This window comes from Pseudomonas sp. BIGb0176 (assembly GCF_024810175.1).
Taxonomy (GTDB): Bacteria; Pseudomonadota; Gammaproteobacteria; order Pseudomonadales; family Pseudomonadaceae; genus Aquipseudomonas; species Aquipseudomonas protegens.
This window is the reverse complement of the sequence record NZ_JANUEC010000002.1, coordinates 1,004,336-1,028,644: the sequence shown is the minus strand read 5'-3', so window position 1 is coordinate 1,028,644 and position 24,309 is coordinate 1,004,336. Positions and strand designations below refer to the sequence as shown.

Sequence of the window (24,309 nt, the reverse complement as noted above, 5' to 3'; positions counted from 1 at the left end):
AGAAGAGGGCCGCGAGGAGGGTGCAAGGCTTATGGGCCTGTTGGCCAGCAAGCAGGCTCCTACGGAGTTAGGGGGCGCTGGCCAGTTCGCTCATGCGTTGCAAGACGGCGTTCAGGCCATTGCTGCGTGAAGGCGAGAGTTGGCGCGACAGGCCCAACTGGTTGAACCAGTCGGCCAGGTCCACTTCCCGCAACTGCTGTGCCGTCAGGCCATTGACCCGCGCCAGGAGCAGGGCCACCAGCCCGCGAATCAGCCGCGCGTCACTGGCCGCGGCAAACTGCCAATGACCGTTTTCCAGGGCCGCCACCAGCCAGACCTGGCTTTCACAGCCGTGCACCCGGTTGGCCTCGACCCGGTCGGCCTCGCTCAGGGGCGGCAGGCGCTCGCCCCATTGCATCAGCAGGCGCGCACGCTGTTCCCAGCCGGCAGCCCCCTGGAAAATCTCCAGGGCGGCGACGGCATCCGCCGGCAGGCTCATCGCAGCAGTTCCAGGGCCTGATCCAGGGCTTCGAAGAAACGCTCCAGGTCCTCGGAATCGTTGTACAGCGCCAATGACACGCGAATCGCTCCGGCCAACCCCAGGCTCTTCATCAGCGGCATGGCGCAGTGATGCCCGGCGCGTACGGCAATGCCTTGTTCGGTCAGCAGGTGCGCCAGGTCGGCGTTGTGCACCCCATCCACGACAAAACTGACCAGGGCCACTTGCGGCGAGCCCAGCAGGCGGATGCCATTGCGCGCCTGCAAGCCGTGCAGCAGGTAGGCGTGCAGCGCTGCTTCATGGTCGGCCAGTGCTTGTTGATCCAGGCCGGCAAGATAATCCAGGGTGGCCCCCAGGCCGATGACCCCGGCAATCGGCGGCGTACCGGCCTCGAACCCCAGGGGGGCGGGGCGGAAGCTGGCGTGCTGGTAATCGGCGTCCTGGACCATTTCACCGCCGAACTGCCAGTGGCGCAGGCCCTTGAGTGCTGCATGACGGCCAAACAGCACGCCGACCCCATCCGGGCCGTACAGCTTGTGGCTGGAGAACACATAGAAGTCGCAGCCCAGGGCCTGTACATCGTGGCGGCCATGGACCACGCCCTGGGCGCCGTCGATCACCGTCAGTGCGCCCTGGGCCCTGGCCATGGCCAGCAGTGGGGTCAAGGGTTGCCAGGCGCCAAGCACGTTGGACAGCTGGCTCACCGCCAGCAAACGGGTTCGCGGGCCGATCAAGCGGCTTGCCGCGTCGACGTCGATCAGGCCGTCCGGGTCCAGGGGCAGGACCATCAGCTTGAGACCGCGACGTTGGGCCAGTTGCTGCCAGGGCAGCAGGTTGGCGTGGTGCTCCAGGGCGCTGATGACGATTTCATCGCCCGCGGAAAATTGGTGCTCCAGGCCGTAGGCCAGAAGATTCAGCGCGGAGGTCGCGCCGTGGGTGAAGACGATCTGCCCACTGTCACCGGCATTCAGCCATTGGCCGACCTTGCTGCGGCTGTCTTCGAACGCTTGGGTGGCGTGGGCGCCGGGCAGGTGTTGCGCACGATGCACATTGGCCGCGCCATTGGCGTAGTAGTGCGCCAGCGCGTCCAGCAGGGCTTGGGGTTTTTGCGTGGTGGCGGCGTTGTCCAGGTACGTCTGGTCCTGGCGATGCAGGGCGGCGATGGCCGGGAAGTCGGCGCGCCAGGGGGAGGCTACAAGCATGGTGGCAGAACTCGTTTGAACAGGCCGGGCGCCGATGATAAGCGCCTGGCCGGTTCCAGTGAAACCGAATCGCTGCTTAGTTGTGAGCGTGCAGCGCTTCGTTCAGCTCGATGGCCGACTTGTGGGTCTTGCACTCCACGGCGCCGGTTTCCGAGTTGCGACGGAACAGCAGGTCCGGCTGGCCGGCCAGTTCCCGGGCCTTGAGCACTTTGACCAGTTGGTTGTTCTCGTCCAGCAGCGCCACCTTGGTGCCGGCGGTCACGTACAGGCCCGACTCCACGGTATTGCGGTCGCCCAGCGGGATGCCGATACCGGCGTTGGCGCCGATCAGGCAACCTTCGCCGACCTTGATCACGATGTTGCCGCCACCCGACAGGGTGCCCATGGTGGAGCAACCGCCGCCCAGGTCCGAACCCTTGCCGACGAACACGCCTGCGGAAACCCGGCCTTCGATCATGCCCGGGCCTTCGGTGCCGGCGTTGAAGTTGACGAAACCTTCGTGCATCACGGTGGTGCCTTCGCCGATGTAGGCGCCCAGGCGGATCCGCGCACTGTCAGCGATACGCACGCCGCTCGGCACCACGTAGTCGGTCATTTTCGGGAATTTGTCCACCGAGAACACTTCCAGCAGCTCGCCGCGCAGGCGCGCTTCCAGTTGACGCTCGGCCAGCTCGCCGAGGTCGATGGCGCCCTGGCTGGTCCAGGCCACGTTCGGCAGCAGCGGGAACACGCCGGCCAGGCTCAGGCCGTGCGGCTTGACCAGGCGGTGGGACAGCAGGTGCAGCTTCAGGTAGGCCTCTGGAGTGGAGGTCAGCTGGGCATCTTCGGCCAGCAGGGTCGCTACCAGCGGCTTGTGGCTTTCGGCCAGGCGGGTCAGCAGGGCCGCCTGGGTGGCGTCGATGCTCTTCAGCGCGTCGGCCATTTGCGCGGCCTGGGCGGTGGTGAAGGTGATGGCCTGGTTGCCTTCGCTGTAACCGAGGATCGGTGCGACAGCGGCAACGATTTCGGCGGCAGGGTTGAGCAGTGGCGATGCGTAGAATACTTCCAGCCAGGCGCCTTGACGATTTTGGGTGCCGACACCGAATGCCAGGCTGAACAGAGTAGTGGACATGCAGTTACCTCTTGCGAAATAGAGTGAGCAGGCTTACTTGAGCGCCGCTGCGTAAAGGTCTGGCTTGAAGCCAATCAGGGTCTTGTCTCCGAGGTCGAGCACCGGGCGCTTGATCATCGAAGGTTGCGCGAGCATCAGTTCAACGGCTTTCGCCTGGTCGAGATCGGCTTTGCTTTCGTCATCGAGTTTGCGAAAGGTCGTGCCCGCGCGGTTCAACACCACCTGCCAGCCGTGCTCGTCGCACCACTGATTCAGGTGCTCACGGTCAATGCCGGAGGTTTTGTAATCATGGAAGTCATAGCTGACAGCGTGTTCATCGAGCCAGGTGCGCGCCTTTTTCATGGTGTCACAGGCTTTGATGCCGAAAAGGTGCAACGTTTTGCTTGAAGCGGTCAAGGAATTGCCCCCTTTGGAGATGCTGGAGATGAAAGGTCACGGATTATGCCACGACCGCGCCGATTCGGCGTCGGCTGCTGCGGGGCTTTGTCGCATTGTGTTTCCACGCCCGGGCGCCGTTGCGACTTTTGTGCAGCGGCGTAAACGCAGCTTAAGCGGCTAATATGGCACTTCTGCGGTGAATTCCTGCCGCCGTTGTGTGTCTGCTTTGAAGTTTCAGATCGGGAAGCCCGCTTTATGCAAACCGCCTATACCGTCCTCATCCTGCTGATGCTGGTGAGCCTCTCGCGTCTTGTCGGACGGGTGATTCCACTGCCGCTGCCCCTGGTGCAGATTGCCGCCGGCGCCTTGCTGGCCTGGCCGACCCTGGGGTTGCACGTGGCCCTGGACCCGGAGCTGTTTCTCTTCCTGTTCTTGCCGCCGCTGTTGTTTTCCGATGGCTGGCGCATGCCCAAGCGCGAATTCTGGCGCCTGCGCGGGCCGATCCTGACCCTGGCAGTAGGGCTGGTGCTGTTCACCGTGGTGGGTGCCGGCTACTTCATCCATTGGCTGCTGCCGAGCATTCCGTTGCCGGTGGCCTTTGCCCTGGCCGCCGTGCTTTCGCCCACCGACGCCGTGGCGGTATCGGCGATTTCCCAGAACCGCTTGCCCACGCCCCTGATGCACATGCTCCAGGGGGAGGCGCTGATGAATGACGCCTCGGGCCTGGTGACCTTCAAGTTCGCCCTGGCAGCGGCGGTGACCGGGGTGTTCTCCCTGGCCAACGCCAGCCTGACCTTTATCCTGGTGGCGGTGGGCGGCCTGGCGGTCGGCGTGGCACTGAGCTGGCTGGTGGGGCGCCTGCGGGCCTGGATGATCGCCCGAGGCTGGGATGACCCGGCGACCCACGTGGTGTTCATGCTGCTTTTGCCGTTCGCCGCCTATGTGCTGGCCGAGCGCCTGGGAGCCTCGGGCATTCTCTCGGCGGTGGCGGCGGGGATGATGCAGAGCTGGCTCGACCTGCTACCGCGCCAGACCAGCACCCGGCTGCTCAATCGCAGCGTCTGGTCACTGCTGGAGTTCGCCTTCAACGGCCTGATCTTCCTGCTCCTGGGGTTGCAGCTGCCGGACATCATCAAGGCCGTGGTCAGTCACGAGACCTCGCTGTGGCCGACCCTGTTCTACCGTTGCCTGGATGTGGTGGCGATTTTCCTGGTGCTGCTGGTGTTGCGTTTCATCTGGGTGCAGAGCATCTGGCGCCTGTCCGGCCTGCTGCGGCGCTGGCGCGGCAAGGGCGAATTGACCCTGGTGCCGACCGCCCGTTCCTGCTGGTTGCTGACCGTGGGTGGAGTGCGCGGAGCGGTAACCCTGGCCGGTGTGATGTCGGTACCGTTGTTTCTCGGTGCCGGTGAAGCCTTTCCGGAGCGCGACCTGCTGATCTTCATCGCTGCCGGGGTGATCCTGCTGTCCCTGGTGGCGGCCTGCATTGCCCTGCCGCTGCTGCTGCGCGGCATTGTGAAGAGCCCTGACGACAAGCGCCGTGGGGAAGTGCGGGATGCCTGGCGCAAGACTGCCGAAGCGGCGATCCATGCCCTGGAGGCCGAAGAGGTGGCTGACACCGGTGAAACCCCGGATGCTGCCCAGGCGGCCCTGGCTACCGAGCTCAAGGGGCGCTTGATGGCCGAGTACCGGCATCAGTTGGAGGTCTACAACGATTCCGCCGAGGCCCAGGCCCTGGCGTTCCAGATGGACTTGCTGGAGCGGCGCCTGCGGATCAAGGCCCTGCGAGCGCAACGGCTGGAGCTGTATCGGCTGAGCCGCCAGCATCAGATTGGCGACGATGTGCTACGCGAAGTACTGGCAGACCTGGATATGAGCGAGGCCAATCTGGGGCAGGTGAAGTGAGGCGTTCGCCGGCAGTCGGCTCCTGCTGTGGGAGCCGGCTTGCCGGCGAAAGACCTCAAGCGCGACGCAGCACGAAATCGCGAATCCGTTCCGCGGCTTCCACGCATTCCGCCAGCGGCGCTACCAGCGCCATGCGTACCCGGCCGGCGCCCGGGTTGGTGCCGTCCACATCCCGCGACAGGTAGGAGCCCGGAACCACGGTCACATGCTCCTGTTCGAACAGGTCGCGGCAGAAGGCTGCGTCATCCCCGGCCACGTTCGGCCACAGGTAGAAGCTGCCGTCCGGGCGCTGCACATCCATCACGGGCGCAAGGATCGCCAGCACCGCGTCGAATTTCTCCCGGTACAAGGCGCGGTTGGCGCGCACGTGCACTTCGTCGTTCCAGGCGGCGACGCTGGCCAGTTGGGTCTGCACCGGCATGGCGCAGCCGTGGTAGGTGCGGTACAGCAGGAAGCCCTTGAGAATCTCGGCATCACCGGCGACGAAGCCCGAGCGCAGGCCCGGCAGGTTGGAGCGCTTGGACAGGCTGTGGAACACCACGCAGCGCTTGAAGTCCTTGCGGTCCAGTTCGACGCAGGCGCTGAGCAGGCCCGGGGGCGGTGTCTGTTCGTCGAAGTACAGCTCGCTGTAGCACTCGTCGGCGGCGATCACGAAGTCGTGCTCGTCGGCCAGTGCGATCAGCTTCTTCAGGGTGTCCAACGGGATCAGCGCGCCGGTGGGGTTGCCCGGCGAGCACAGGAAGAGGATCTGGCAGCGCTGCCAGATCTCCACCGGCACGGCGTCGAAGTCCGGGTTGAAGCCGTTTTCGTCGAGGCACGGCAGGTAGTGCGGCTTGGCCCCGGCGAGGAAGGCCGCGCCTTCGTAGATCTGATAGAAGGGGTTGGGGCTGACCACCAGGGCGTCTTCGCCGCGGTTGACCACGGTCTGGGTGAAGGCGAACAGCGCTTCGCGGGTGCCGTTGACCGGCAGTACATTGCGCGCCGGGTCGAGCCAGAGCGCGGGCACGCCAAAGCGCCGCTCGCACCAGCCGGCGATGGCTTCGCGCAGGGCCGGGATGCCCAGGGTGGTGGGGTAGACCGCCATCTGATCGAGGTTGCTGGCCAGGGCTTCGGCGACAAAGCTTGGCGAGCGGTGCTTGGGTTCGCCGATGGACAGGGCGATGGCGCGCTTGTCCGGGTTGGGCGTCACGGTGCCGAGCAAGGCGCGCAGCTTTTCGAACGGGTAGGGCTGCAACTGGTTCAGAGCGTTGTTCATGGAGGCGGTATCTCACTCAAAGCGGTGGTTCGGACCCGTCAGATGCTCAGGCGGGTCATTTCGATAGTCGGTTCGTGGCTGACGCTCAACTGCTCGACGATCGCATCCTGCAAGCGGCTGCACAGCTGGGGGTCGGACAGGGGCTGGTTGTGCGCATCGGTGATGAAGAACACGTCTTCCACGCGCTCGCCCAGGGTGGCGATCTTGGCGTTCTGCAGCGACAGGTCGAACTCCAGGAAGATCTTGCCGATCCGCGCCAGCAAACCCGGGCGATCCGGGGCGCTGAGTTCCAGCACGGTCACCGGGCGTTGGGCGTCGTTGTGGATAGTCACCTCGGGGGCGAAGGCAAAATGCTTGAGCTGGCGCGGCACCCGGCGCTGGATGATGGTCGGGTAGTCGTCGGGGTTGCGCAGGGCGTCGGTCAGGCCCTTGCGGATCTGCTCGACTCGCTGCGGGTTGTTGCCGATGGATTCGCCGTCATTGTCCAGGACGATGTAGGTGTCGAGGGTGAACTGGCTGCTGGAGGTGATGATGCGCGCGTCATGGATGTTCAGGTTGAGCTGGTCCATGGCGGCCACGGTCACCGCGAAGAAGTCGTGCTGGTCCGGGGCGTAGATGAAGATCTGGGTGCCGCCCTCGAACTCGCGCTGGGTGATTTCCTTGATCAGCACCAGCGGCCCGCCGTCGGCCGGCTGCTGGAGGATCGCGTCGCTGTGCCAGGCCACGTCGCCGGCGGTGTGGCGCAGGAAGTAGTCGTCCCCCAGTTGGGACCAGAGTTGTTCCACTTCGTCCGGGTCGGTGCCGTTGCGCACCAGGATGTCCAGGGCGGCGCTCTGGGTCTGGCGGATCTGCTCTTCGCGGTCCACCGGGTTTTCCAGGCCGCGGCGCAGGGCTCGCTTGGTCTCGGTGTAGAGCTGGCGCAACAGGCTGGCGCGCCAGGAGTTCCAGAGCGTCGGGTTGGTGGCGTAGATATCGGCGACGGTCAGTACGTAGAGGTAGTCGAGGCGGGTCTGGTCGACCACGATCTGTGCGAAATCGTGAATCACCTGCGGGTCGGACAAGTCCTTGCGCTGAGCCGTGGTGGACATCACCAGGTGGTTCTGCACCAGCCAGACGATCAGCCGGGTATCCCACTGCGGCAACTGGTGGCGCATGCAGAAGGCTTCGGCATCCACGGCGCCGATTTCCGAGTGGTCGCCATGACGGCCCTTGCCGATGTCGTGGTACAGACCGGCCAGGTAGATCAGCTCGGGCTTGGGCAGCTTGCCCATGAGCTTGCTGGCCAGCGGGAATTTCTCGGAGATCGGCGTGTACTGCATTTTGCGCAGGTGCTTGATCAGGTTCAGCGTGTGGGCGTCCACGGTATAGATGTGGAACAGGTCGTGCTGCATCTGCCCGACGATGAAGCCGAACTCCGGCAGGTAGCGTCCGAGAATGCCGTAGCGGTTCATCCGCCGCAGGTTGCGGTGGATGCCGATTTCGCACTTGAACAGCTCGATGAACAGGCTGGTGTTGCGGATATCGTGGCGGAAGTCGTCGTCGATCAGGTGCCGGTGTTCGCGCAGCAGGCGGATGGTGTCGGCGCGCACGCCCTTGATTTCCGGGTGCTGGGCCATCAGCACGAAGATCTCCAGCATGGCGAACGGCGTGCGCTTGAATACGTTGTCGTTGATCGCCTCGATGTAGCCGTCGTGCAGTTGGAAGCGCGCATTGATCGGCTGTGGCGGTGCCTCGTCCTCGGGGGCGAGGATCACCTCCTCGAAGTGCTGGATGATCAGGTCGCTCAACTGGGCGATGCTCATCACCACCCGGTAGTACTGCTGCATGAAGCTTTCGATGCTCTGTTTCGCATCTTCGCCCTCGAAGCCCAGCAGGGTGGCGATGGAGCGCTGGTGGTCGAGCAACAGGCGGTCCTCGGCGCGCCCCGCGAGCATGTGCAGCGCGTAGCGGACCTTCCACAGGAACTCCTGGGACGAGGCCAGGAGCGCGTTTTCGCTTTCCACCAGGAAGCCTTCGCCGGCCAGGGCCCGCAGGTTCAGGGTGCCGTACTGGCGGCGCGCGACCCAGAGGATGGTCTGGATGTCCCGCAACCCACCCGGCGAGCCTTTGACGTTGGGCTCCAGGTTGTATTCGGTGTCGTTGTACTTGTGATGGCGGGCCTTCTGCTCGGCCCGCTTGGCCAGGAAGAAATCCTTGCTCGGCCACATGTGCTCGGTGCTGGTCACTTGCAGCATGCGCTGGCGCAGGTGCTCGGGGCCGGCAATGGTGCGGCTTTCCATCAGGTTGGTGATCACCGTCAGGTCGGCCCGCGCCTGTTCGGCGCATTCGTCCACCGAGCGCACGCTTTGCCCGACTTCCAGGCCAATGTCCCAGAGCAGGGTAAGAAAGCGTTCGATGGAGTCGCGGAAAATTTCGTGGTCGGCGCTGTCCAGGAGGATCAGCAGGTCGATGTCGGAATAGGGGTGCAGCTCGCCGCGACCGTAGCCGCCGACCGCCACCAGGGCGATGTCGGCGTCGTCGCTCCAGCTGAACTGGTCCCAGGCCTTTTGCAGGATGTTATCGATGAACCAGGCGCGGTCTTCGATCAGCCGGCGGATCTCCCGCCCACTGCGAAAGCGCGTATCGAGCACTTCCCGTGCCTGGCGGATGGCCTTCTTGAAGGCGGCGATAGGGCTGGCCTTCAGCGCCAGTTCCGCCTGGAACTGGCCGCGGTCGAAGAGTTCGGGGTCCACCTGCGGCATCGATTGGCTTTCCTTTCTATCTATAAGGTCGGGACGCAGCGTTGTGGATCAGGCAGACACCCGGGCGATGGTGTCATCGCTGCGCAGGGTGAAGATCTCGTAACCGGTCTCGGTCACCAGCAGGGTGTGTTCCCACTGCGCGGAGAGCTTGCGGTCCTTGGTGATGGCGGTCCAGCCGTCGCCCAGGACCTTGGTGTCGGCCTTGCCCTGGTTGATCATCGGCTCGATGGTGAAGGTCATGCCGGCCTTGAGTTCCATGCCGGTACCGGCACGGCCGTAGTGCAGGATCTGCGGCTCTTCGTGGAACACCTTGCCGATGCCGTGGCCGCAGAACTCGCGAACCACCGAGAAACCGTTCTTTTCCGCGTGCTTCTGGATCACTTCGCCGATGTCGCCCAGGCGGCAGCCCGGTTTCACCAGTTCAATGGCCTTGTACATGCATTCCTGGGTGATCTGCGACAGGCGCTCGGCCCAGACCGGCACGGTGCCGACGTGGAACATGCGGCTGGTGTCGCCGTGGTAGCCGTCCTTGATGACGGTCACATCGATGTTCAGGGTGTCGCCATCCTTCAGCGGCTTCTCGTTGGGAATGCCGTGGCACACCACGTGGTTGATCGAGGTGCAGATGGATTTGGGGAAGCCCTTGTAGTTCAGCGGGGCAGGGATCGCACCCTGCACATTGACGATGTAGTCATGGCAGATGCGGTCCAGTTCTTCGGTGGTGACACCGGGTTTGACATGCTCGGCAATCATTTCCAGCACGTCGGCGGCCAGTTTGCCGGCGACACGCATTTTGGCGATGTCCTCGGGAGTTTTGAGGGTGACGGTCATACAGGCTCTCTTGACGCCCAGGGGCGCGATAAACACGGAAATGGCTCGAAAACCCGCATGCGCAAGGCTTGGCCTACGATGGGCCAGCAAGGTTTTCAAAAGCCGCAAAGGTGCGATTCTAACAGAGGCTCAGCGCAAATCTGAGGTTCTGCTGGCGCTTCTCTCCATACAATGGTGCATTCTGGACCGATTCCAAGAGGCGGGCAAAATGCCTGCGGATCGCCGAGTGTGAATCCGGGTTCCGTTTTTGCCCTTGCTGTGGTATAAAATGCGCCGCTTTCCGGGGATGCCCCGAAAAGCTCAAACCCACACACGTGTCGACACGATGACCTGGGTGCCCTCAGCACAAGCTGTTGGTTGGTCATTGGGATACGTGGAGGCCTAACCCGACTTATTAAGGAACTATCATGTCCCAAGTCAACATGCGCGATATGCTGAAGGCCGGTGTGCACTTCGGTCACCAAACCCGTTACTGGAATCCGAAAATGGGCAAGTACATTTTCGGCGCGCGCAACAAGATCCACATCATCAACCTTGAAAAAACCCTGCCAATGTTCAACGAAGCTCTGACTTTCGTAGAGCGTCTGGCCCAGGGCAAAAACAAGATTCTGTTCGTCGGCACCAAGCGTTCCGCTGGCAAGATCGTTGCTGAAGAAGCAGCACGTTGCGGTTCGCCGTACGTCGATCACCGCTGGTTGGGCGGCATGCTGACCAACTACAAAACCATCCGTGCTTCCATCAAGCGTCTGCGTGACCTTGAAGTGCAAGCAGAAGACGGCACCTTCGCCAAGCTGACCAAGAAAGAGGCGCTGATGCGCACTCGCGATCTGGAAAAGCTGGATCGTTCCCTGGGTGGTATCAAGGACATGGGCGGCCTGCCTGACGCACTGTTTGTGATCGACGTTGACCACGAGCGCATCGCGATCACCGAAGCCAACAAGCTGGGCATCCCGGTCATCGGCGTTGTCGATACCAACAGCAGCCCGGAAGGCGTTGACTACATCATCCCAGGCAACGATGACGCCATTCGCGCCATCCAGCTGTACATGGGTTCGATGGCTGACGCTGTGATCCGTGGTCGCAACAACGTTGCTGGCGGCACCGAAGTGTTCGAAGAAGCTGCAGCACCGGCGGCTGAAGCCTGAGTAACTGACGCGTAGCGTTGACTCAGCACGCAAAAAGGGGGCTTGGCCCCCTTTTTGCCAACTCGAAAATCATTTCGTCGTCGCGCCCCGACAGTTTCTGTAATGCGGGGCTGTTATGAAGTGGTTTCGGGGCAATGCCCAAGAATTGAGCGCCCGTTCGATCGGGTGGAATGGTTGAAAACCTATCCAAGAGGATTTTGAAAATGGCAGAGATTACTGCAGCGTTGGTTAAAGAACTGCGCGAGCGTACCGGCGAAGGCATGATGGACTGCAAAAAGGCCTTGACCAAGGCCGGCGGCGACATCGAAAAAGCCATTGATGACATGCGTGCTTCCGGCGCCATCAAGGCTGCCAAGAAAGCAGGCAACGTTGCTGCTGAAGGCGCTATCGCCATCAAGGACGACGGTAAAGCCGCTGTCCTGCTGGAAGTCAACTCGCAGACCGACTTCCTGGCTCTGCAGGACGATTTCAAGGCATTCGTTGCCGCTAGCGTGGAAAAGGCTTTCGCTGACAAGCTGACTGACGCCGCTCCGCTGATCGAAGCTCAAGAAGCTGCGCGCCTGATCCTGGTTGGCAAGACTGGCGAGAACGTCAACATCCGTCGTCTGGCTCGCGTTGAAGGCGACGTGGTCGGCACCTACCTGCACGGCAACAAGATCGGTGTTGCGGTTGTTCTGAAAGGCGGTTCCGTTGAACTGGCCAAAGACATCGCCATGCACGTAGCGGCCAGCAACCCTGAGTTCCTGCTGCCATCGCAAGTTTCGGCTGAAGCGATCGAGCGTGAAAAGGCTGTGTTCCTGCAGCTGAACGAAGACAAGATGAAAGGCAAGCCAGCCGAAATCGTTGAAAAAATGATCGCTGGCCGTATCAGCAAGTTCCTGGCCGAAGCCAGCCTGGTTGAGCAAGCTTTCGTCAAGGACCCAGAAGTCACCGTAGGTGCTCTGGCCAAGAAAGGCGGCGCTGAAATCGTTTCCTTCACCCGTTTCGCGGTAGGTGAAGGCATCGAGAAGAAAGAAGACAACTTCGCCGAAGAAGTTGCTGCACAACTGGCTGCTGCCAAGCAACAGTAAGACGGTTTTTTCAACTGTCGCCCAGAAGAGGCTGCCCGCTCACGCGCGCAGCCTCTTTTCAAATGGGCAGGGTAATTTAGTTGTTTATCCTCGGAACCGCCTTACAAAGTCGTGTTCTGATGGCGCTGTGACAGCGTCAAGCTAGAGTGAACGCAGGCTGTAAACAGCCCGCAAAGAATTTTTTAAATACGCCGCAGGAGAGATTCGCAATGGCTCAGCAGGGCAGTGGTTATCAAGCTCGCTATAAACGCATTCTACTCAAGCTTAGCGGCGAGGCCCTGATGGGCTCGGAAGAGTTCGGGATCGATCCCAAGGTGCTGGATCGCATGGCGCTGGAAGTCGGCCAGCTGGTTGGTATCGGCGTCCAGGTAGGCTTGGTGATCGGTGGTGGCAACCTGTTCCGCGGCGCTGCATTGAGCGCGGCCGGGATGGATCGGGTCACGGGCGACCACATGGGCATGCTGGCCACTGTGATGAACGCCCTGGCCATGCGTGATGCACTGGAACGTGCGAATATCTCGGCCATCGTGATGTCGGCTATTTCCATGGTCGGCGTGACCGATCACTATGACCGTCGCAAGGCGATGCGCCACCTGAACTCCAAAGAGGTGGTGATCTTCGCGGCCGGTACCGGCAACCCGTTCTTCACCACCGACTCCGCAGCCTGCCTGCGCGCTATCGAGATCGATGCCGACGTGGTGCTCAAGGCAACCAAGGTCGATGGTGTTTACACTGCAGACCCGTTCAAGGACCCGCATGCCGAGAAGTTCGATCATCTGACTTACGATGAAGTGCTGGATCGCAAGCTGGGAGTGATGGACCTGACGGCAATCTGCCTGTGCCGCGACCACAAGATGCCGCTGCGGGTATTTAACATGAACAAGCCCGGCGCCCTGCTGAATATCGTGCATGGTGGCGCTGAAGGAACCCTGATCGAGGAAGGCGAGCAATGATCAACGAAATCAAGAAAGACGCTCAAGAGCGCATGAAGAAATCCCTGGAGTCCCTGGCCCATGCATTCGGCCAGATTCGCACCGGCAAGGCTCACCCCAGCATCCTGGGCAGTGTGATGGTGCCTTACTACGGTACCGACACACCGTTGAGTGGCGTTGCCAACGTTACCGTGAAGGACTCCCAGACCCTGCAGGTAGTGCCGTTCGAGCGCAATATGCTCGGAGCCATCGACAAGGCCATCGGCAGTGCCGGTCTTAACCTCAATCCGACCAACCTGGGCGAGCTGCTGCTGATCAAGATGGCACCGCTGACCGAGGAAACCCGCAAGGGCTTCACCAAGCAGGCGCGTGCTGCCGCCGAGGATGCGCGGGTTGCAGTGCGCAATATTCGCCGCGATGCCCTGGGTGAGTTGAAGAAGCTGACCAAGGACAAGGAAATCAGCGAAGACGAAGAGCGCCGTGGCAGCGCCGAAATCGATAAGCTGATCAAGGACTTTGAAGCTCAGATCGCCAAGGCGACTGAGGAAAAAGAAAAGGACTTGATGGCCGTATAAGGGTCAGGCGTTTTCATGGAAAAGACCAAGCAGTCCGTGTTGTCCTCGGTGCCGCGTCATGTGGCAATCATCATGGATGGTAATAACCGCTGGGCAAAAAAACGCTTTATGCCGGGTGTCGCCGGGCATAAGGCGGGTGTTGATGCGGTACGTGCAGTGATCGAAGTGTGCGCTGAGGCCAAGGTCGAGGTGCTGACCCTGTTTGCCTTTTCCAGTGAGAACTGGCAGCGCCCGGCTGACGAAGTCAGTGCCTTGATGGATCTGTTCTTCAAGGCCCTGCGTCGTGAAGCCAAGCGCCTCAACGAGAACAACATCAGCCTGCGGATCATTGGCGATCGTTCACGCTTCCATCCCGAGTTGCAGGCGGCGATGCGCGAAGCGGAGGCCATTACCGCGGGTAGTGATCGTTTCATCCTGCAGATCGCCGCCAACTATGGCGGCCAGTGGGATATCGCTCAGGCCGCCCAGCGCCTGGCGCGCGAGGTCCAGGCCGGGCATCTGCGGCCCGAGGACATCACTCCGGGCCTGCTGCAGACCTGCCTGGCGACCGGCGACCTGCCGCTGCCGGACCTGTGCATCCGGACCGGTGGCGAGCATCGCATCAGCAATTTCCTGTTGTGGCAGCTGGCCTATGCCGAGCTGTATTTCTCCGACCTGTTCTGGCCGGACTTCAAACACGAAGCCATGCGTAACGCATTGGCCGATTACGCATCTCGCCAGCGACGCTTCGGTAAGACGAGCGAGCAGGTCGAGGCTGGAGCCCGGGTTTAATGCTTAAACAACGAATCATTACTGCGCTGATCCTGCTGCCGATCGCCTTGTGCGGGTTCTTCCTGCTCGAAGGCTCGGGGTTCGCCCTGTTCATCGGTCTGGTGGTAAGCCTCGGTGCCTGGGAGTGGGCGCGTCTGGCGGGCTTCGAGGCGCAGCCGGCTCGGGTGGCCTTCGCCGTGGTGGTGGCGGCGCTGTTGTTCCTGATGCATCTGGTTCCGGGCGTTGCGCCCTGGGTGCTGGGTGCTGCGGTGCTGTGGTGGGCGCTGGCGACCTACCTGGTGCTGACCTATCCGCGTTCCAGCGAGCAATGGTCCGGTGCCGCACCCAAATTGTTGATCGGCCTGCTGATCCTGCTGCCGGCCTGGCAAGGGCTGGTGTTCATCAAGCAACTGCCACTGGGCAACTGGTTGATCATGGCGGTGATGGTGCTGGTGTGGGGTGCGGATATCGGTGCCTACTTCTCCGGCAAGGCCTTCGGCAAGCGCAAGCTGGCGCCCCAGGTCAGCCCGGGCAAGAGCTGGGAGGGCGTGTACGGCGGCCTGGCGTTGAGCCTGGTGATCACCGCGGTGGTGGGGCTGGTGCGTGACTGGACCCTGGGGCAGATGATTCTGGGGCTGCTGGGTGCAGCGATCGTTGTATTCATTTCGGTGGTCGGCGACCTGACCGAGAGCATGTTCAAGCGCCAGTCGGGTATCAAGGACAGTAGCAACCTGCTGCCCGGTCATGGTGGGGTGCTGGACCGCATCGACAGCCTGACCGCGGCCATTCCGGTGTTTGCCGTGCTGTTGTGGATGGCTGCGCTGTGACTGCTGTACAGCAGATCACGGTTCTGGGGGCTACCGGCTCTATCGGTCTGAGCACCCTGGATGTGATTGCCCGTCATCCGGATCGTTATCAGGTGTTTGCCCTGACGGGCTTCACGCGTCTGGCCGAGTTGCTGGCGTTGTGCGTAAAGCATGAGCCCCGTTTTGCGGTGGTGCCCGAGGCCTCGGCCGCCAGCCGCCTTCAGCAAGATTTGCGCGCCGCCGGCCTGGCTACCCAGGTGCTGGTGGGGGAGCAGGGGTTGTGCGAGGTGGCCTCGGCTCCGGAAGTCGATGCCGTGATGGCGGCGATTGTCGGTGCGGCGGGGTTGCGCCCGACTCTGGCGGCGGTTGAGGCTGGCAAGAAGATCCTGTTGGCCAACAAGGAAGCGCTGGTGATGTCTGGCGCGCTGTTCATGGAGGCAGTGGGCAAGAGTGGTTCCGTGCTGTTGCCTATCGACAGTGAACACAATGCGATCTTTCAATGCATGCCCGCGGATTTTTCCCGCGGGCTGAGTCGGGTCGGTGTGCGACGTATTCTTCTGACGGCTTCGGGCGGTCCTTTCCGTCAGACGCCTCTGGAAGAGCTTGAGCATGTTTCCCCCGAACAGGCCTGTGCCCATCCGAACTGGTCCATGGGGCGCAAGATCTCCGTGGACTCGGCAAGCATGATGAACAAGGGGCTGGAACTGATCGAGGCCTGCTGGCTATTTGATGCCAGGCCTTCCCAGGTCGAAGTGGTGGTGCACCCGCAAAGCGTGATCCACTCGCTGGTGGATTACGTCGACGGCTCGGTCCTGGCGCAGTTGGGTAATCCGGATATGCGCACCCCGATCGCCAATGCCCTGGCCTGGCCGGAGCGTATTGATTCCGGTGTAGCGCCGCTGGATCTGTTCGCCATTGCTCGCCTGGATTTCCAGGCACCCGACGAGCAGCGGTTCCCTTGCCTGCGCCTGGCACGGCAAGCTGCCGAGGCGGGTAACAGCGCTCCGGCCATGCTGAATGCGGCCAATGAGGTGGCGGTATCGGCGTTTCTCGAGCGGCGCATCCGCTACCCGGAGATCGCGAGTATCATCGATGAGGTTTTAACCCGTGAGCCTGTGGTCGCAGTCAATGAACTCGACGCAGTGTTTGCGGCAGACGCCAGGGCTCGAGTCCTGGCGCAACAATGGTTGCAGCGTAACGGGCGATAGGATTCGCGACCGGGGCGAGTGGCGGCGAATAGGATTGCGGAGAAAGTAGATGAGCGCGCTCTATATGATTGTCGGCACCCTGGTAGCCCTGGGTGTGCTGGTCACCTTCCATGAATTCGGTCACTTCTGGGTCGCCCGTCGCTGTGGCGTCAAGGTTCTGCGCTTCTCCGTGGGCTTTGGCATGCCCTTGCTGCGCTGGCATGATCGTCGCGGCACCGAGTTCGTCATCGCCGCTATCCCGCTGGGCGGCTACGTGAAGATGCTGGATGAGCGTGAAGGCGAGGTAGCTGCCGAGGAGCTCGATCAGTCCTTCAACCGCAAGTCGGTTCGCCAGCGTATCGCGATTGTTGCTGCCGGTCCGATTGCCAACTTCCTCCTCGCACTGGTGTTTTTCTGGGCCCTGGCGATGCTGGGCAGCCAGCAGGTGCGGCCGGTCATCGGTGATGTAGAGGCTGGCAGTATTGCTGCCAAGGCCGGGCTCAGTGCCGGCCAGGAAATCGTCGCCATCGACGGCGAGCCGACTACCGGCTGGGCGGCCGTGAACCTGCAACTGGTGCGGCGCCTGGGTGAAAGCGGTGCGCTGCAGGTGCTGGTGCGTGAGCAGGGCGCCACTGTGGATTCGCCACGCCAGCTGGAATTGGACAAATGGTTGAAAGGGGCTGATGAGCCGGATCCGATTCGCTCCCTGGGCATTCGTCCGTGGCGTCCGGCCCTGCCGCCGGTGCTGGCTGAACTTGACCCCAAGGGCCCGGCCCAGGCCGCTGGCCTGAAGACCGGCGATCGTCTGTTGGCCCTTGATGGCCAGCCCCTCAATGACTGGCAGCAAGTGGTGGATTGGGTCCGTGTGCACCCTGATACGAAAATTGTGCTGCATGTCGAGCGCGATGGTGCTCAAATCGACGTCCCCGTGACCTTGGCCAGCCGCGGCGAAAGCAAAGCGCCAAATGGCTACCTGGGGGCCGGGGTGAAAGCGGTGGATTGGCCGCCGCAGATGCTTCGCGAGGTCAGCTACGGGCCGTTGGAGGCGATTGGTGAAGGGGCCCGACGGACCTGGACCATGAGCGTCCTGACCCTCGAATCGCTGAAGAAAATGTTGTTCGGCGAGCTCTCGGTAAAAAACTTGAGTGGACCGATAACCATTGCTAAAGTGGCGGGCGCTTCTGCCCAGTCGGGCATTGCTGATTTCTTGAATTTCCTTGCTTATCTGAGTATTAGCCTGGGTGTTCTGAATTTGTTGCCCATCCCGGTACTGGATGGGGGGCATTTGCTGTTTTATCTGATCGAGTGGGCGCGTGGTCGTCCCTTGTCGGATCGGGTGCAAGGTTGGGGGATACAGATCGGTATCAGCTTGGTGGTCGGAGTCATGCTGCTTGCTCTGGTCAACGATCTGGGTCGTCTGTAACGCTTCGCTGAATTGCGAATCTGCCGCATTTTGCGGCAGTTTGTTTATTGCCAGTTGGAATAAGAAAGGACTTCATGAAACGTCTGCTGCTAACTGCGGTTCTCACCGTATTGATGATCGCCGAAGTTCACGCCGAGTCCTTCACTATCTCCGATATCCGCGTCAACGGCCTCCAGCGCGTTTCCGCGGGTAGCGTCTTTGGTGCCTTGCCGTTGAACGTCGGCGAGCAGGCGGACGACCGTCGCCTGGTGGAATCCACTCGTGCGCTGTTCAAAACCGGTTTCTTTCAAGACATCCAGCTGGGCCGCGATGGCAACGTCCTGGTCATCACGGTAGTCGAACGTCCGTCGGTTGCCAGTATCGAGATCGAAGGCAACAAGGCGATCTCTACTGAAGACCTGATGAAAGGGCTCAAGCAGTCCGGTCTGGCGGAAGGTGAAATCTTCCAGCGCGCGACCCTCGAAGGCGTGCGCAACGAGCTGCAGCGTCAATATGTCGCTCAGGGTCGTTACTCGGCCAGCGTTGAAACCGAAGTCGTGCCGCAGCCACGTAACCGGGTTGGCCTGAAGGTCAAGATCAACGAAGGCACAGTCGCAGCCATCCAGCACATCAACGTGGTAGGCAACACCGTCTTCCCTGATGAAGACCTGATCGGCCTGTTCGAACTCAAGACCACCAACTGGCTGTCGTTCTTCAAGAACGACGACAAGTACGCCCGTGAAAAACTCTCCGGTGACCTGGAGCGCCTGCGTTCCTACTACCTGGACCGCGGCTATATCAACATGGATATCGCCTCGACCCAGGTGTCCATCACCCCGGACAAGAAGCATGTCTACATCACCGTCAACGTCAACGAAGGCGAGAAGTACAGCGTTCGTGACGTGAAGCTCAGCGGTGACCTGAAAGTCCCTGAAGACCAGGTCAAGGCGCTGCTGCTGGTGGAGAAGGGCCAGGTGTTCTCGCGCAAGCTGATGACCACCACTTCCGAACTCATCACTCGCCGCCTGGGCAACGAGGGTTATACCTTCGCCAACGTCAACGGCGTGCCTCAGCCTCACGATGAAGACCACACCGTGGACATCACCTTTGTGGTGGACCCGGGCAAGCGTGCCTACGTCAACCGTATCAACTTCCGTGGCAACACCAAGTCCGAGGACGAAGTGCTGCGTCGCGAGATGCGCCAGATGGAAGGCGGCTGGGCTTCGACCTACCTGATCGATCAATCCAAGACCCGTCTTGAGCGCCTGGGCTTCTTCAAGGAAGTCAACGTCGAGACCCCGGCCGTGCCGGGTGTGGATGACCAGGTAGACGTGAACTACGCGGTTGAAGAACAAGCATCCGGTTCGATCACCGCCAGCGTCGGTTTTGCCCAGAGCGCGGGCCTGATCCTCGGTGGTTCGATCACCCAGAACAACTTCCTGGGTACCGGTAACAAGGTCAGCATCGGCCTGACCCGCAGCGAATACCAGAGCCGCTACAACTTCGGCTACGTAGACCCCTACTGGACCGCCGATGGCGTGAGCCTGGGCTACAACGCCTTCTATCGCACCACTGACTACAAAGACCTCGACGTCGACGTGGCCAGCTATGCGGTGGACAGCCTGGGTGCCGGCGTCAGCGTGGGCTACCCGATCAGCGAGACTTCGCGTCTGACCTTCGGTCTGACCGCGCAGCAGGACAAGATCAAGACCGGCCTGTACACCGTCGACGAAATCTTCGACTTCGTGAACAAGCAGGGCGACAGCTACCTGAACTTCAAGGCCTCGGCCGGCTGGTCCGAGTCGACCCTGAACAAAGGCGTATTGGCGACCCGCGGTCACTCGCAAAGCCTGGTGCTGGAAACCACTACCCCGGGCAGCGACCTGTCGTTCTTCAAGCTCGACTACCGTGGCCAGTTGTTCACGCCGTTGAGTGAGAACTACACCATGCGCTTCCATACCGAGCTGGGTTATGGCGACGGCTTTGGTGATACCAAGGGCTTGCCGTTCTACGAGAACTACTATGCTGGTGGCTTCAACTCGGTACGTGGCTTCAAGGACAGCACTCTGGGCCCACGCAGTACTCCTAGTCGTGGTGTTGGTGTAACCGGTAACGTCGGTACGGCTGCCGACCCGGACCAGGATCCACTGCCATTCGGCGGTAACGTATTGATCCAGGGTGGTGCCGAGTTGCTGTTCCCGTTGCCTTTCGTCAAGGATCAGCGCTCGCTGCGTACTTCCTTGTTCTGGGATGTGGGTAACGTCTTCAACTCTCGCTGTGAAAGCACGTCCAACACCATTGCGGCGTCGAACGTGAAAACGCAGTGCAACGATATCAGCCTGAGCAATCTGGCCAGTTCGGTTGGTGTCGGTGTGACTTGGGTCACCGCTCTGGGGCCATTGAGCTTCGCCCTGGCGATGCCGATCAAGAAACCGGATGACGCTGAAACTCAGGTGTTCCAATTCTCTCTCGGTCAGACTTTCTAATAGCCTGATCCAAGATAACGACAATGGATTTTGTAGGAGTGCATCGTGCGTAAGTTGACTCAATTGGTTCTCCTGGCCACCGTTCTGGTCGCGAGCCCGGCATTTGCCGAAATGAAAATCGCCGTCCTGAACTATCAGATGGCCCTGCTGGAATCTGACGCAGCCAAGAAGTACGCCGTGGATGCCGAGAAAAAGTTCGGCCCTCAGTTGACCAAGCTGAAGACTCTGGAAAGCAGCGCCAAAGGCATCCAGGACCGTCTGGTGGCCGGTGGCGACAAGATGCAGCAGGGCGAGCGTGAACGCCTGGAGCTCGAGTTCAAGCAAAAGGCCCGTGACTTCCAGTTCCAGTCCAAGGAGCTGAACGAAGCCAAAGCCGTTGCCGACCGCGAAATGCTCAAGCAGCTGAAGCCGAAGCTGGACAGCGCTGTGGAAGAAGTCATCAAGAAAGGCGGTTTCGACCTGGTCTTCGAGCGTGGCGCAGTGATTGATGTCAAACCTCAGTACGACATCACTCGCCAGGTTATCGAGCGTATGAATCAGCTGAAGTAAGCCATGACCGCGACCATAAAGCTCGGCCAGTTGGCCGAGTTCCTCGGCGCCACCTTGAGTGGCGACGGGGAGAAGGAAATCACTGGGCTAGCCACCTTGCAGGAGGCTGGCCCAGCTCAGTTGAGCTTTTTGGCAAATCCCCAGTACCGCAAGTACCTGGTGGATTGTCAGGCCGGCGCGGTGCTGTTGAAGGCCGCGGATGCCGAAGCCTATGCCGGTGATGCACTGGTAGTGGACGATCCCTACCTGGCCTATGCGCGCATTTCCCATTTGTTCGATCCCAAGCCAAAGGCACAGGCAGGTGTTCATCCTTCTGCGGTGATTGCCGCTGATGCGCAGGTAGATCCTGCGGCCAGCATTGGCCCCTTTGCCGTGATCGAGAGCGGTGCGCGGATTGCTGCAGGTGTGACCATCGGCGCTCACTGCTTTATCGGCGCCCGTTGCGAAATCGGCGAAGGTGGCTGGCTGGCACCACGGGTGACCCTGTACCACGACGTGCGTATCGGCAAGCGTGTGGTCATTCAGTCAGGTGCTGTGCTGGGGGGTGAAGGCTTTGGTTTTGCCAATGAAAAAGGCGTCTGGCAGAAAATCGCCCAGATTGGCGGCGTGACCATCGGTGACGATGTGGAAATCGGCGTCAACACGGCGATCGACCGCGGTGCCCTGGCCGATACCGTCATTGGCAATGGCGTGAAGCTGGACAACCAGATCCAGATCGCCCACAACGTCCAGGTCGGTGATCACACCGCCATGGCTGCTTGTGTGGGGATCTCCGGCAGTACCAAGATCGGCAAGCACTGTATGCTCGCCGGTGGCGTGGGCCTGGTTGGGCATATCGATATTTGCGACAACGTATTCCTCACCGGGATGACCATGGTGACCCACTCGATTACCGAGCCGGGCGCCTACTCTTCCGGTACGGCCATGCAGCCTGCTGCCGAGTGGCGCAAAAGCGCGGCACGCATCCGCCAGCTGGATGACCTTGCACGGCGCTTGCGTCAGTTGGAAAAGCGCGTTGGGGACGTGACCCCCGGCGGCAATGCTTCATCTGATGGCTGATACCATTTCCATATCAAGTGTGCACAGCCGCTAGACTGCCTCCTTGATTTGCTAGAGGAGCGTGCGTTAGTCGCGCGCTCCCACTCTTTACTACAGGCTTCCCCCCGAAATGATGGACATCAACGAGATTCGCGAATACTTGCCTCACCGTTACCCTTTCCTGTTGGTGGATCGGGTAGTGGACCTGGATGTTGAAGGCAAGTGCATTCGTGCCTACAAGAATGTCAGCATCAATGAACCGTTCTTCAATGGTCACTTCCCTGCGCACCCGATCATGCCGGGCGTGCTGATCATCGAGGCCATGGCTCAGGCTGCGGGCATTCTCGGTTTCAAGATGCTCGACGTGAAGCCCGCCGACGGCACCCTCTATTACTTCGTCGGTTCCGACAAGCTGCGCTTCCGCCAGCCGGTGCTGCCGGGTGACCAGCTGATCCTTGAAGCCAAGTTCATCAGCTGCAAGCGCCAGATCTGGAAGTTCGAATGCCAGGCTTCGGTCGACGGCAAGCCGGTGTGCTCTGCCGAGATCATCTGTGCGGAACGCAAACTATGAGTTTGATTGACCCTCGCGCAATCATCGATCCGACGGCCGTCCTGGCCGACGACGTTGAGGTTGGCCCGTGGTCGATCGTCGGCGCTGGTGTGGAAATCGGCGAGGGTACAGTGATCGGGCCCCATGTGATTCTCAAGGGCCCTACCCGGATCGGTAAGCACAACCGCATCTACCAGTTTTCGTCGGTAGGTGAGGACACGCCTGATCTGAAATACAAGGGCGAGGAAACCCGCCTGGTGATCGGTGACCACAACGTGATCCGCGAAGGCGTGACCATTCACCGTGGCACCGTCCAGGATCGTTCCGAAACCACTCTGGGTGATCACAACCTGGTCATGGCCTATGCCCACATCGGCCATGACAGCGTTATCGGCAACCACTGCATCCTGGTCAACAACACCGCCTTGGCCGGCCATGTGCATGTGGATGACTGGGCGATTCTCTCCGGTTTCACCCTGGTGCATCAGTATTGCCATATCGGCGCCCACAGCTTTTCCGGCATGGGCACCGCCATCGGCAAGGACGTGCCGGCATTCGTCACCGTATTCGGCAACCCCGCCGAAGCCCGCAGCATGAACTTCGAAGGCATGCGCCGTCGCGGCTTCAGCGAAGATGCGATCCACGCGCTGCGTCGTGCCTACAAGACGGTCTATCGCCAGGGGCTGACGGTTGATCAGGCCTTGGCCGAGCTGGCCGAGCCGGCTGCACAGTTTCCTGAAGTCGCGGTCTTTCGTGACTCGATCCAGTCCTCGACTCGCGGCATCACCCGTTAATCATGAGCACTCTGCGTATTGCGCTGGTGGCTGGCGAAGCCTCCGGCGACATTCTCGGCGCCGGTTTGATGCGAGCTCTCAAGGCTCAGCACCCGGCCGTCGAATTCATAGGGGTCGGTGGTCCGCTGATGGAGGCCGAAGGCCTTGTTTCCTACTTCCCCATGGAGCGCCTGGCGGTCATGGGGCTGGTAGAGGTGCTTGGGCGCCTGCGTGAGCTGCTGGCTCGACGCAAGAAGCTGATCCAGACCCTGATTGCTGAAAAACCGGATGTGTTTATCGGTATCGATGCCCCGGATTTCACCCTGAATATCGAACTCAAGCTGCGTCAGGCCGGGATCAAGACCGTGCACTACGTCAGCCCTTCGGTCTGGGCCTGGCGGCAGAAGCGGGTGCTGAAGATCCGCGAAGGCTGCGACCTGATGCTGACCCTGTTCCCCTTCGAAGCCCGCTTCTATGAAGAGAAGGGGGTACCGGTGAAGTTCGTCGGTCACTCTCTGGCCGATGCCATTCCGCTGGAGGCCGACCGAGCCGCTGCACGCGCGGAGCTGGGGTTGCCAGAAGGGCCGTTGGTGGCCTTGATGCCCGGTAGTCGCGGTGGCGAAGTAGGGCGCCTGGGCGCCTTGTTCCTCGATGCCGCTCAGCGCCTGCGGGCCATGCGCCCCGGCGTGCGTTTCATCATGCCTTGCGCCAGCCCGGAGCGGCGGGTCCAGCTGGAGCAGTTGCTGGCCAATCGTGATCTGCCACTGACGTTGCTCGATGGCCAGTCCCACAAGGCGCTGGCTGCTTGCGATGCGGTGTTGATCGCCTCCGGTACCGCGACCCTGGAAGCCTTGCTCTACAAGCGCCCGATGGTCGTGGCTTACCGCCTGGCGCCGCTGACGTTCTGGATTCTCAAGCGCATGGTCAAGAGCCCGTACATTTCCCTGCCGAACCTGCTGGCCCAGCGCCTCCTGGTGCCTGAGCTGCTGCAGGACGATGCCACGGCCGATGCTCTGGCCCAGACCTTGTCGCCGCTGATCGAAGGTGGTGAAGAGCAGACTCGCGGCTTTGACGAGATCCACCGAACCTTGCGTCGCGACGCATCCAACCAGGCCGCGCAAGCCGTGCTTGGGCTGATCGGCAAATGA

Annotated in this window: 22 protein-coding genes; 15 read left to right on the top strand and 7 right to left on the bottom strand. The window is 61.3% G+C overall.

Annotated features, from left to right (window positions below; genetic code table 11):
• Positions 1 to 67 precede the first annotated feature (67 nt).
• The 4 genes from M2395_RS15770 to M2395_RS15755 form a co-directional block, all read right to left on the bottom strand.
• Positions 68 to 478, bottom strand: a complete 411-nt coding sequence (locus M2395_RS15770; RefSeq protein WP_065364552.1) for a SufE family protein — start codon at positions 476 to 478, stop codon at positions 68 to 70.
• Complete coding sequence (locus M2395_RS15765; RefSeq protein ID WP_123430121.1) at positions 475 to 1,680, bottom strand: aminotransferase class V-fold PLP-dependent enzyme; 1,206 nt, start codon at positions 1,678 to 1,680, stop codon at positions 475 to 477. Before M2395_RS15765 ends, M2395_RS15770 begins: the two co-directional genes overlap by 4 nt.
• Positions 1,681 to 1,756: 76 nt before the next feature.
• Entirely contained in the window at positions 1,757 to 2,791 is a 1,035-nt protein-coding gene (dapD, locus tag M2395_RS15760; protein ID WP_015634328.1) for a 2,3,4,5-tetrahydropyridine-2,6-dicarboxylate N-succinyltransferase, read from the bottom strand.
• Positions 2,792 to 2,824: 33 nt separating this feature from the next.
• Positions 2,825 to 3,187 carry an ArsC family reductase gene (locus M2395_RS15755; protein WP_011059519.1) on the bottom strand — a complete coding sequence of 121 codons (363 nt, stop codon included), beginning with the start codon at positions 3,185 to 3,187 and terminating at the stop codon, positions 2,825 to 2,827.
• 237 nt (positions 3,188 to 3,424) lie between these two features.
• On the opposite strand from M2395_RS15755, the gene M2395_RS15750 reads away from it, so the two are divergent.
• Positions 3,425 to 5,071, top strand: a complete 1,647-nt coding sequence (locus tag M2395_RS15750; protein ID WP_041116206.1) for a Na+/H+ antiporter — start codon at positions 3,425 to 3,427, stop codon at positions 5,069 to 5,071.
• Positions 5,072 to 5,126: 55 nt separating this feature from the next.
• Here the strand turns inward: M2395_RS15750 and dapC are convergent, their stop codons facing one another.
• From dapC to map, 3 genes are read right to left on the bottom strand one after another with little or no spacing between them, the layout of a single operon-like run.
• Entirely contained in the window at positions 5,127 to 6,326 is a 1,200-nt protein-coding gene (dapC, locus tag M2395_RS15745) for a succinyldiaminopimelate transaminase (RefSeq protein WP_123430122.1), read from the bottom strand.
• A gap of 38 nt (positions 6,327 to 6,364) precedes the next feature.
• The gene (locus M2395_RS15740) at positions 6,365 to 9,067 is read right to left on the bottom strand and encodes a [protein-PII] uridylyltransferase (RefSeq protein WP_123430123.1); all 2,703 of its coding nucleotides are present in this window, start codon (positions 9,065 to 9,067) and stop codon (positions 6,365 to 6,367) included.
• Between the two features lie 48 nt (positions 9,068 to 9,115).
• Positions 9,116 to 9,898 (bottom strand): type I methionyl aminopeptidase, encoded by a 783-nt coding sequence (map, locus tag M2395_RS15735; protein WP_011059523.1) that lies wholly within the window; start codon positions 9,896 to 9,898, stop codon positions 9,116 to 9,118.
• A 407-nt stretch (positions 9,899 to 10,305) separates the two neighbouring features.
• Here map and rpsB point away from each other — a divergent pair, with 407 nt between their 5' ends.
• The 14 genes from rpsB to lpxB all read left to right on the top strand — a co-directional run bounded on the left by rpsB (position 10,306) and on the right by lpxB (position 24,309).
• Entirely contained in the window at positions 10,306 to 11,043 is a 738-nt protein-coding gene (gene rpsB, locus M2395_RS15730; RefSeq protein WP_011059524.1) for a 30S ribosomal protein S2, read from the top strand.
• A gap of 203 nt (positions 11,044 to 11,246) precedes the next feature.
• The gene (gene tsf / locus M2395_RS15725; protein WP_123430124.1) at positions 11,247 to 12,113 is read left to right on the top strand and encodes a translation elongation factor Ts; all 867 of its coding nucleotides are present in this window, start codon (positions 11,247 to 11,249) and stop codon (positions 12,111 to 12,113) included.
• 209 nt (positions 12,114 to 12,322) lie between these two features.
• Positions 12,323 to 13,066 carry a UMP kinase gene (gene pyrH / locus M2395_RS15720; RefSeq protein ID WP_011059526.1) on the top strand — a complete coding sequence of 248 codons (744 nt, stop codon included), beginning with the start codon at positions 12,323 to 12,325 and terminating at the stop codon, positions 13,064 to 13,066.
• Positions 13,063 to 13,620, top strand: coding sequence for a ribosome recycling factor (gene frr, locus M2395_RS15715; RefSeq protein ID WP_011059527.1), 558 nt, complete (start codon positions 13,063 to 13,065; stop codon positions 13,618 to 13,620). Before pyrH ends, frr begins: the two co-directional genes overlap by 4 nt.
• A gap of 15 nt (positions 13,621 to 13,635) precedes the next feature.
• A complete protein-coding gene (gene uppS / locus M2395_RS15710) occupies positions 13,636 to 14,391 on the top strand; it encodes a polyprenyl diphosphate synthase (protein WP_011059528.1) in 756 nt (251 codons plus the stop codon).
• The gene (locus M2395_RS15705) at positions 14,391 to 15,197 is read left to right on the top strand and encodes a phosphatidate cytidylyltransferase (protein ID WP_011059529.1); all 807 of its coding nucleotides are present in this window, start codon (positions 14,391 to 14,393) and stop codon (positions 15,195 to 15,197) included. Before uppS ends, M2395_RS15705 begins: the two co-directional genes overlap by 1 nt.
• On the top strand, positions 15,194 to 16,384 hold the full coding sequence (gene ispC / locus M2395_RS15700) for a 1-deoxy-D-xylulose-5-phosphate reductoisomerase (protein ID WP_041751975.1): 1,191 nt from the start codon (positions 15,194 to 15,196) through the stop codon (positions 16,382 to 16,384). Before M2395_RS15705 ends, ispC begins: the two co-directional genes overlap by 4 nt.
• Before the next feature lie 49 nt (positions 16,385 to 16,433).
• Complete coding sequence (gene rseP, locus M2395_RS15695) at positions 16,434 to 17,786, top strand: sigma E protease regulator RseP (RefSeq protein WP_011059531.1); 1,353 nt, start codon at positions 16,434 to 16,436, stop codon at positions 17,784 to 17,786.
• A gap of 74 nt (positions 17,787 to 17,860) precedes the next feature.
• Positions 17,861 to 20,251: an outer membrane protein assembly factor BamA gene (gene bamA / locus M2395_RS15690; RefSeq protein ID WP_072451168.1), complete on the top strand. Its 2,391-nt coding sequence runs from the start codon at positions 17,861 to 17,863 to the stop codon at positions 20,249 to 20,251.
• A 45-nt stretch (positions 20,252 to 20,296) separates the two neighbouring features.
• Positions 20,297 to 20,800, top strand: coding sequence for an OmpH family outer membrane protein (locus M2395_RS15685; RefSeq protein ID WP_011059533.1), 504 nt, complete (start codon positions 20,297 to 20,299; stop codon positions 20,798 to 20,800).
• A 3-nt stretch (positions 20,801 to 20,803) separates the two neighbouring features.
• Complete coding sequence (gene lpxD, locus M2395_RS15680) at positions 20,804 to 21,859, top strand: UDP-3-O-(3-hydroxymyristoyl)glucosamine N-acyltransferase (protein WP_015634334.1); 1,056 nt, start codon at positions 20,804 to 20,806, stop codon at positions 21,857 to 21,859.
• A 109-nt stretch (positions 21,860 to 21,968) separates the two neighbouring features.
• The gene (gene fabZ, locus M2395_RS15675) at positions 21,969 to 22,409 is read left to right on the top strand and encodes a 3-hydroxyacyl-ACP dehydratase FabZ (RefSeq protein ID WP_007924058.1); all 441 of its coding nucleotides are present in this window, start codon (positions 21,969 to 21,971) and stop codon (positions 22,407 to 22,409) included.
• Positions 22,406 to 23,182, top strand: coding sequence for an acyl-ACP--UDP-N-acetylglucosamine O-acyltransferase (gene lpxA, locus M2395_RS15670; protein ID WP_011059535.1), 777 nt, complete (start codon positions 22,406 to 22,408; stop codon positions 23,180 to 23,182). The genes fabZ and lpxA overlap by 4 nt, the downstream gene beginning before the upstream one ends.
• A gap of 2 nt (positions 23,183 to 23,184) precedes the next feature.
• The gene (gene lpxB, locus M2395_RS15665; protein WP_015634335.1) at positions 23,185 to 24,309 is read left to right on the top strand and encodes a lipid-A-disaccharide synthase; all 1,125 of its coding nucleotides are present in this window, start codon (positions 23,185 to 23,187) and stop codon (positions 24,307 to 24,309) included.